The organism is Marinimicrobium sp. UBA4509 (assembly GCF_002388575.1).
In the GTDB taxonomy this organism is placed as follows: domain Bacteria; phylum Pseudomonadota; class Gammaproteobacteria; order Pseudomonadales; family Cellvibrionaceae; genus Marinimicrobium; species Marinimicrobium koreense.
On record NZ_DGMV01000040.1, the window covers coordinates 490 to 10013 of the forward strand.

The following is a 9524-nucleotide window of genomic DNA, read 5'->3' on the forward strand; positions in this document are numbered from 1 at the left end:
CCACCAGGGCGCCGGTGACAATCAGGGCGTCGTTTTTCAGGGTGAAACCAATGCCCGCGGCGGCCCAACCGGAGTAGGAGTTGAGCATGGACACCACCACCGGCATATCGGCACCGCCGATGGGGATGATGATCAGTACCCCGATGACAAACGCCAGGGCGGTCATGGTCCAGAAGATCCAGGGCTGCTGATCGATGCAGAAGTAAACCAGCAGAGCCAGTATCACCAGGCCAAACAGGGCATTGAGATAATGCTGGCCGCCGAAAGACACCGGCGCACCGGAGACCAGCCCTTGCAGTTTGGTGAAGGCGATCACGGACCCGGAAAAGGTGATGGCGCCGATCACGACACCCAGACCCATCTCGATACGACTGGCGACAAAGATATCTCCGGTCGCGCCGACCAGGCCAAACGCCCCGGGGTTGGTAAAAGCCGCACCGGCCACCAGCACCGCGGCCATACCGACCAGACTGTGGAAAGCCGCTACCAGTTGCGGCATGGCGGTCATGGCGATGCGTTTGGCGATGGTGATACCGATCACCGCGCCGAGCACCAGCGCCGCCACAATCCATTCGTAGGATTGCACTTCCGGGCTGAACACGGTGGTCACCACCGCGATCAGCATGCCGAGCATGCCGCAGATATTACCGGTCCGTGAGGTTTCCGGCGAGGACAGGCCGCGCAGGGCCATGATAAACAGGACCGCCGCGACCAGATAGGCCAGCGAGGTCAGATTCGCGTGTAGTTCAGTCATAAGTTCCCCCGGTTACTTTTTCTTCTTGTACATGGCGAGCATGCGTTGGGTGACGGTAAAGCCACCGAAGATATTGATCGCGGCCAGCGTCATGGCCACAAAGCCCAGGGCTTTGGACAGGCTCATGCTCTCGGGGCCGGCGGCGATCAATGCGCCCACAATGATCACACTGGAGATGGCGTTGGTAACGGCCATCAGCGGTGTGTGCAGTGCCGGGGTGACACTCCAGACGACGTAGTAGCCGACGAAAATCGCCAGCACAAAAATGGATAACTGCTGAATGAAATTGGCTTCCATGACGACCCCCTTATTGTTCGCTCTGGAAAGCGGAATGAACGACCTGACCGTCCCGTGTCAGCACGGAAGCGGCAACGATTTCGTCTTCCCAATCGACCTTGAGCGCTTTGCTCTCGGCATCGACCAGAGGCGTCAGGTAGTTGAGTAGGTTCTTGGCGAACAGCGAACTGGCATCGGCGGACAGCCGGCTCGGAATGTTGTAGTGGCCGATGATGGACACACCATTCACATCCACCACCTCACCGGGCTTGGACAGGGTGCAGTTGCCGCCCTGTTCCGCGGCCAGATCCACAATCACCGAGCCGGGGCGCATACTGTGCACCATTTCGTCATTGATCAGGGTCGGGGCCTTGCGGCCGGGAATCAGTGCGGTGCAGATGGCGATGTCCTGCTTCTTCAGGGTTTCCGCCACCAGCTCCGCCTGCTTGCGCTTGTAGTCTTCGCTCATTTCCTTGGCGTAACCACCAGCGGTTTCCGCTTCTCTGGTTTCGTCGCTCTCGACCATGACGAACTTGCCGCCCAGGCTTTCCACCTGCTCTTTGGCGGCGGGCCGGACATCCGTGGCGGATACAATGGCGCCCAGACGCTTGGCGGTGGCAATGGCTTGCAGACCGGCCACACCGGCGCCAAGAACCATAACCCGCGCGGGCGCAATGGTGCCAGCGGCGGTCATCATCATGGGCATGGCGCGATCGTAAACGTAAGCCGCCTCCAGTACCGCACGGTAACCGGCGAGGTTGCTCTGGGAACTGAGGATATCCATGCTCTGGGCACGGGTGATGCGGGGCACAAACTCCATGGCGATGGCGGTCACACCCGCCTCGGCATAGCGTTTGATGGCGTCGGGTTCGGCGTAGGGGGACAGGCCGGCAATCAGCAGAGCGCCCTTTTTCATCGGGGACAACTCGTCGGGCTGGTCGCCTTCGCCCAGCAGGGGACGCTGGACTTTGAGCACCACATCGGCATCGCCCAGCAGACTGCTCAGGTCGCTGACCAGAGTGGCACCCGCCGCCTCGTAGGCCTCATCGGTGATACGGCTGGACAGGCCCGCGCCCGCCTCGACCGCCACCTCGGCACCGAGGGCAATCAACTTCTTGACCGTCTCGGGCGTTGCGGCTACACGCCGCTCGTGCTCGCGACGCTCTTTGGGTATCGCTATTTTCATGAAACGTCTCCCTCATGTGATGGACACCATTAAACATAGCCGCTTTTCCCGTAGAAAGGTGGGGATTGAGCGGAATGATGTCCTAATCAACGGGCGCCTGAGGGTATCAGGGCCTCGTTTTTTGTTGTCTGGAGTCAACAGAGTGCGTCAGTTGGCGTTTTCCCGCCTTGATTCTGCGCCGAGAAAACCCCGGGTCTCTCACCTCCCGGGGTTCTCTCCTCCGCTGGTCCGCGTTGTGTGGGTGCCCACAGAGCACCCGGATTGATCTCCTACACCACGGCCCCTATTTTCCAGGGGTTGAACTCATTATCACCGTACCCGAGCTTTTCGCTCTGGGTCTGCTCTCCCGAAGCCGTCGCGAGTACGACCCGGAAAATTTCTTCGGCGCATTCCTGCATGGTTTTCTCACCATCCAGAATGCCACCACAATTGATATCAATGTCCTCCTGCATCCGCTGATACAGCTCGGAATTGCTGGCCAGCTTCAGGCTGGGCGCGGGCTTGAAGCCAAAGGCTGAACCGCGACCGGTGGTAAAGCATACCACGTTGGCGCCCGAGGCAACCTGCCCGGTGACCGACACGGGGTCAAACCCGGGGCTGTCCATGAACACCAGCCCCTTCTCTTTTACCTCTTCCCCATACAGGTACACGCCCACCATTTCGGTGGAACCGCTCTTGGCCTGGGCCCCCAGGGACTTTTCCATGATGGTGGTCAAGCCACCCGCTTTGTTACCCGGAGAGGGGTTATTGTCCAGCTCAAAATCGTTGCGCGCCGTATAATCCTGCCACCACTCAATGCGATCGAGCAACTTTTGGGCGAGCTCGGGTGTTTTTGCACGCTGGGTCAGCAGGTGCTCGGCACCGAAAATTTCCGGTGTCTCCGAATAGATGACAGTACCGCCATGGCGGATCAGAATGTCCCCCGCCGCGCCCAGCGCGGGGTTCGCCGTAATACCGGAGAAGGCATCCGAACCACCACACTGGACCGCCAGGGTCAGCTCGCTGGCCGGGACGGTTTCGCGGGTGTGCTGATTCACCCCATCCAACATGCCGCGCAACACCTCGATGCCACGCTCAATCGCCTTACGGGTACCGCCGACATCCTGAATGGTGTACGCCTGAAAGGTGTCGGTATCCCCCAGACCACTCTCCTCCATCACCCGACGAACCTGCATGGTTTCGCAGCCGAGCCCGACCATGAGAATGCCGCCGAAGTTGGGGTGGCGCGCATAACCATCGAAAGTGCGCCGCAGAGTCTCATAGCCTTCGCCATCGGAGCGCATGCCGCAGCCGGTTTCGTGGGTAAAGGCCACGACGCCATCAATATTGGGGTAGTCGTCCAGTTCGCCCGAGAAGGTGAAGTGCTGGGCAATGGCCTTGGCGACGGTGGCGGAGCAATTCACAGTAGTCAGAATACCAATGTAATTGCGCGTTCCGACCTTGCCATTGGCGCGTCGGTAGCCCCGGAACGTGGCCCGTTCGCTTTCGGGCACAAGGTCCGTGGGCCTGGCGTTGCGGCAAAAGCCATAATCTTTTTCCGCCTCGCCCATTTTGCAGTTATGACTGTGCACATGCTCACCGGCCTTGATGGCCTTGGCGGCAAAACCGATCACCTGACCGTATTTCAGGATGGGCTGACCTTCAGGGATATCCACCAGCGCCACTTTGTGCATGGCCGGGATATCGTCAACCAGAGTCAATTCGGGCTCGATCAGTGCCGTGCCCGCCGGAATAGCCCCTTTACACACGCCTACGTTGTCGCGCTCGTGTAAATGAATGATGTTCGCCAAAATAATGATCACCCAAAGATTGGAGTCTCTGACGCCACTCTCACCTGGCAGAACAGAAACCGTTCGGTGGTAAAAGCCGTTCGCGCTCCGTCGAGCCGGCCTGCCAATTTCCCGTGTGTCGCCACCCCTGCGGGCCGACGCTTTTTGTTTTGCGGGATTCTTTTTCAGGTACAGAAAAAAACAGGCGCCTTGCGGCGCCTGAAAAATCGGCAATGGTATTCGGTCAATACCGGGACCAAATTTAGCACCGACAAAGCGGACACCGCAACCACTCGCAACGCCTGGTGTGAAAACCCCACCCAAAAAATTTACGCAAAACGCAATCTGACAGCGTTGTCATTTGCACAGAATGGGTTGTTTGTCCCATTTGACACCGCTGTCAATCGCAACGGAGTAGGAGCGGCCTCACCCGTTAATTTTTTGCCGGAATTCCCTCCCATAAAGCCATGAAACCGTCTCACTGCGAAGTTCACGCAAAATGTAATCGGTTACTCATATATAATAAATTATGTGTAACCGTTTACAGCAAAAATACCGAAACAATCTCACTAATATATTCCCCATTACAGGAAAAAATTTGTTCTTCAGCCTTGATTTTCCCGCCGGGCCGTACCAGAATGAGTTCACTGCATGACGGCATACGCATTTCCGCAGAGGAAACTGCCAGACTCTAAAGATAAACCGTTAGCAAACCGTTCGCGTTTTCTGTTCTGCACGCGGCCAATCCCAAAGAGTCTGAATGCCAGCGGTATCGGGCAACCCAAAAACATCAAATGACCGGGTGCCCGAGCCTCTAATGCGACGATGTAAAGAGGCAAGAGGGAGACAACTGGGGCAAACGTCTATACCAATCGGGTATATACGAGGTGAGAGAGACCGCTCCAAGCGCCCGACAACCAGGCGGTATCGGTGTCGAGCAACCCTGAAATGAGAGGCCATCAGAGCCGATTTTCGGGGATCAACCAGTAAGGCCAAGACCCCGCCAGCGGATTGTCCGCTGGCGGGTGAGGTCGTGCCCGAATCAACCATTAGCCACATGGACCACTAGGGCATCCGGATCAAGGACCGACCCCCTTCCACGGAACACCCCGGCTTGTGCTTCCGCTCCCAACAAGAGACGGGCGAATTCCGACCAATAACTAGAAGCACATTCAAGAAGAGAGACCAGAAAGGTGATAACTATGCTGAAATACCCACCGCTTTCCGGCACGCTGTTGGTAACGGCGGCCACTCTGGCCGGTTGCAGCCAGGAACCACCCGCCACCGAGCCGCAATCCTCCAGCGTCCAGCCCGAGCAGACCCAGCAGACCCCGGTCGCCCAGGTCCATCTGTCCAACGCCCTGAGCCGTGCCGTCAGCGATGAGCCCTATTTTGTCAGCTTCGACGAACTCGGACTGACGCGTCAGGATGCGTTGGACAGCGAGTTGGGAGCGACCGTAAACGGTACGCCGGTCGCCACGCAACTGATTGACCGTGACGGCGATGGGCAGAAAGACGGCCTGCTCACCCTGGTCAATCTTCCCTCGGCAGGCACCATTGAGCTGGTCATTGATCGCGGGCTCGCCAGCCAGGCGCCCGAGGTGGCCAAGCGTACACAGGCGGAAATTTCCCACAAGGTGGGCGGTGAATGGCAGCCGCACTCCGATGAAAACCGCGAAGGCATGTATGAGTATGTCGGCGGCGAATTTGAAAACGTCGAGAGCCTGACACCACCCGAAGAGCACTCTGATCACTCCTATTACATCCGCTATGAAGGCCCCGGCATCGAATCGGATCTGGTGGGGTACCGGGTCTATCTCGACTGGCGCAACGGCTTTGATATTTTCGGCAAGAAAACCCACGACATGGTTCTGCAGAATGTCGGCAAGGACGGCTACGATTCCTACCACGAGCCGGCCGACTGGGGCATGGACATCCTCAAAGTTGGCGACTCCCTTGGCGTCGGCGGCTACGGATACTGGGACGGTGAGCACGTACACCGCGTTTCTGAAGTGGACGGGTGGGATGCCAGGATTCTGGATAACGGCGACCTTTACTCCTCATTCAGCATCCACTACAAAGATTGGCAGGTGGCGGACACCACGGTCGACCTGACCGCACAATTGTCCATGACTGCCGGCAGCCGCCTGGTACACGTAGACCTGGAACTGAGCGACGAGCTGGACAACCTGACCACGGGCATCGTCAAACATCCGGGCACCGAGCTGATTGAAGGCGAGGTCGATATTACCGGCAAGGCCTACACCTATGTGGCAAGCTGGGGCAAACAGAGCCTGAGCGGTGAAGACGACTACCTGGGCATGGCCCTGTTGTTCCGTAAATCCGACCGCGAGGGGCAGACCGAAGACGAGCACAACTATGTGACCGTACTCGACGCGGCGGGCGAAGATGTGGACTACTACTTCCTGGCGGTCTGGCAGCACGAGCTGGACGGCATCACCACCCGTGAAGCGTTTGTCGAATACCTGGAGGGAGAGGCCGAACGCCTGACCCTGGCTCCGCGTGAACGCCTCACTACCGCACACAGCCAGGAACAGAAAAATCCGCCGGCGGACGCCGAGGCGGCGCTGAACTGGAGCAAGCGCCTGGCCGATTCCGAGCTGGAGCGCAAAACCATGAGGTACCACGTGGACGGCTGGGACACCAACCGCGAGCGTCCGCCCAAGTTCGAGTACGACATCATCGGCCTGCTCCCCATGGCCTACGATGAACTCAACGAAGTGGCACCGGCGGAGCGTTACGCCAAAGTTCTGCCCCATGTGACCGGCAGCTTTATTGGTGAAGAGGGCGAGATTGCCCGCTATAAAATGACCAACTTCAGCGTGGATAACGTCAAGCCCGGCGTGGGCGTCCTGCGCCTGTGGGAGCAGACCGGCGAAGAGCGTTTCAAACTCGCCGCCGATCAGTTGCGCGAGCACCTGCACAAGCATCCCCGCACCAGCGGTGGCGCTTTCTGGCACAAGGAGCGCTACCCATGGCAGGTCTGGCTGGATGGCGTTTACATGGCCATGCCCTACCTTGCCCACTACGCGCTCCTGTTCGAAGAAGGCGAGCAACAGCACGAAAGCTGGGCCGAAGTGGTCAAGGAGTTCGAGATCACCCGCGAAGAGCTGCGCGATCCCGAAACCGGCCTGTATTACCACGCCTGGGACGAGAAAAAACAGCAGGATTGGGCCGACCCCGAAAGCGGTCTGTCCGAGCATTTCTGGGGCCGCGGTTTCGGCTGGCTCACCATGGCCACCGTGGATGTACTGGACTTCATTCCGGAAGAAGAAACCGAGCTGCGCCAACCGATCATTGATATGATCCAGGAGATTGCTGTCGACCTGCAGAAGTACCAGGACCCCACCGGCACCTGGTGGCAGATCATGGATCAGCCCGATGCGCCGGGCAACTACCGCGAATCCAGCGCGAGTGCCATGTTCGCCTACTTCTACGCCAAAGCCATTCGTATGGGCTACCTGGATGACAGCTTCCTTCCGGTCGCTCAGAAAGCCTATGATGGCCTGATCAACGAATTCGTGACGGTTCATGAAGATGGCAAGATCAGCATGACCAATATCTGTCTGGTAGCCGGCCTGGGTTTTGGCCGCGACGGCAGCTACCACTACTATATGAGCGAACCGGTCTGGGAAAACGACCCGAAAGGTACGGGGCCGTTTATTCTCGCCGGTATCGAAATGCACCGCCTGCTCCAAGGCAAGTGAGGTAACCCATGAAACAGATCGAAGAACGCTTTGCCGTTCACATCGACGACTACAAGCACTACGACACAGAGAAGCTGCGCAAGCACTTTCTGATCGAGAAGATTTTCGAAGACGATCAGATCCACTTTGTGTACACCCACTACGACCGGATGATGGTCGGTGGTGCCAAGCCGATCAACAAGGCCGTGACCCTGGAGCCCGTGGACCAGCAGAAAGCCGAGCACTTTCTGGACCGGCGTGAACTGGGTGCCATCAACATCGGTGGTGACGGTATCGTCACGGTAGACGGCACCGATTACGAGCTGGAATCCAAAAGTGCCATCTACGTCGGCCGCGGCGCCAAAGAAGTCAGCTTTCGCAGCGTCGATGCCAGCAACCCGGCCAAGTTCTACCTGAACTCCGCGCCCGCGCACCATGCCTACCCGACCAAAAAAGTCGGCATGGGCGATGCCAATGTGCTGGAACTGGGCTCCTCGGACACCTGTAACGAACGTCGGGTCAATCAGTTGCTGATCAACGGCATCATCGAAACCTGCCAGTTGCAGATGGGCATGACCGAACTGCAGCCCGGCAGCATCTGGAATACCATGCCGGTGCACACCCACACCCGGCGGATGGAAGCGTATTTCTATTTCAATGTGCCGGAAGATCAGGCCGTGTGCCACTTCATGGGCCCGAAAGACGACACCCGTCACTTGTGGATTCACAACGAGCAGGCCGTTCTGTCTCCGCCCTGGTCCATGCACTCGGGCGTCGGCACCGCCAACTACACGTTCATTTGGGGCATGGCCGGTGAGAACCTCGACTACACCGACATGGACTTCCACCAGCCACACGAACTGAAGTAAGGAGCTTCTCTATGAGTCATCATCCCCTGTTCGATCTGACAGGCAAAGTGGCGCTGGTTACCGGCGCCACCCACGGAATCGGCATGGCCATGGCCAAGGGCCTGGGCAGCGCCGGCGCCACCATTGTGGTCAACGGTCACTCTTCCCAGGAAAAAATCGACAAGGCCGTGGCCGAATATGAAGCCGAAGGCTACAAGGCCTTTGGTTACAAGTTCGACGTCACCAAAGAAGACCAGGTGATTGCGGCGGTCGACAAGATCGAGAAAGAAGTCGGCCCGATCGACATCCTGGTGAACAACGCCGGTATCATCAAGCGTGTACCCATGCTCGAAATGCCCGTGGAAGAGTTCCAGCAGGTGATCGATACCGACCTGGTGGGCGTGTTCACTATGACCCGTCCGGTCGCAAAGAAAATGGTTGAGCGCAAGCAGGGCAAGATCATCAACATCTGCTCCATGATGAGCGAGCTGGGCCGCGACTCTGTCGGCGCCTACGCCGCCGCCAAGGGTGGCCTGAAAATGCTCACCCGTAACATGGCCACCGAATGGGCGCGCCACAATGTGCAGGTCAACGGCATCGGCCCCGGCTACTTCGCCACCAGCCAGACAGCCCCGATCCGGGTGGAAGGCAACCCGCTCAACGAATTCATCATCAGCCGCACTCCGGCGGGCAAATGGGGCGACCCGGATGACCTGCAGGGCGCCGCGGTATTCCTGTCCTCCAAGGCGAGCAACTTTGTGACCGGGCAAATCGTCTACGTGGACGGCGGCATTCTCGCCACCATTGGCAAGCCTGCCAACGAGTAAGTTTCAGCAGACCCTTTCTGCGGTTTTGATACGGCGCTTCGGCGCCGTTTTTTTGTGCTTCAGAAAAGTCCCTCCGGGGTCTGTCGGGTTACGCTTCGCTAACCCGACCTACAGGACCGTTGGACTTCCGATCTGGTCGTCGGGTTACGCTGCGCTA

General features: G+C 58.4%; 8 protein-coding genes. 4 read left to right on the forward strand and 4 right to left on the reverse strand.

The annotated features are described in order from the left end of the window. From B3520_RS05905 to B3520_RS05920, 4 genes are all read right to left on the reverse strand, one after another. Positions 1 to 754 (reverse strand): NAD(P)(+) transhydrogenase (Re/Si-specific) subunit beta (locus B3520_RS05905; protein WP_286875634.1); only part of this gene is annotated, 754 nt, incomplete at its 3' end. 12 nt (positions 755 to 766) lie between these two features. Continuing rightward, a complete protein-coding gene (locus tag B3520_RS05910; RefSeq protein WP_024462101.1) occupies positions 767 to 1051 on the reverse strand; it encodes an NAD(P) transhydrogenase subunit alpha in 285 nt (94 codons plus the stop codon). A 10-nt stretch (positions 1052 to 1061) separates the two neighbouring features. After that, the gene (locus tag B3520_RS05915) at positions 1062 to 2216 is read right to left on the reverse strand and encodes a Re/Si-specific NAD(P)(+) transhydrogenase subunit alpha (protein ID WP_286875636.1); all 1155 of its coding nucleotides are present in this window, start codon (positions 2214 to 2216) and stop codon (positions 1062 to 1064) included. A gap of 269 nt (positions 2217 to 2485) precedes the next feature. Beyond that, positions 2486 to 4006 (reverse strand): UxaA family hydrolase, encoded by a 1521-nt coding sequence (locus B3520_RS05920; RefSeq protein ID WP_286807400.1) that lies wholly within the window; start codon positions 4004 to 4006, stop codon positions 2486 to 2488. Here B3520_RS05920 and B3520_RS05925 point away from each other — a divergent pair. From B3520_RS05925 to B3520_RS05940, 4 genes are all read left to right on the forward strand, one after another. Further along, positions 3989 to 4456: a hypothetical protein gene (locus B3520_RS05925; protein ID WP_286807399.1), complete on the forward strand. Its 468-nt coding sequence runs from the start codon at positions 3989 to 3991 to the stop codon at positions 4454 to 4456. The two genes, B3520_RS05920 and B3520_RS05925, sit on opposite strands and share 18 nt — an antisense overlap. Positions 4457 to 5187: 731 nt before the next feature. After that, complete coding sequence (locus B3520_RS05930; protein ID WP_286807398.1) at positions 5188 to 7713, forward strand: glycoside hydrolase family 88 protein; 2526 nt, start codon at positions 5188 to 5190, stop codon at positions 7711 to 7713. Positions 7714 to 7721: 8 nt separating this feature from the next. Beyond that, the gene (gene kduI, locus B3520_RS05935) at positions 7722 to 8561 is read left to right on the forward strand and encodes a 5-dehydro-4-deoxy-D-glucuronate isomerase (protein ID WP_123639219.1); all 840 of its coding nucleotides are present in this window, start codon (positions 7722 to 7724) and stop codon (positions 8559 to 8561) included. Positions 8562 to 8572: 11 nt separating this feature from the next. Further along, positions 8573 to 9367 (forward strand): gluconate 5-dehydrogenase, encoded by a 795-nt coding sequence (locus B3520_RS05940; protein ID WP_286807397.1) that lies wholly within the window; start codon positions 8573 to 8575, stop codon positions 9365 to 9367. The last annotated feature ends 157 nt before the right edge of the window (positions 9368 to 9524 follow it).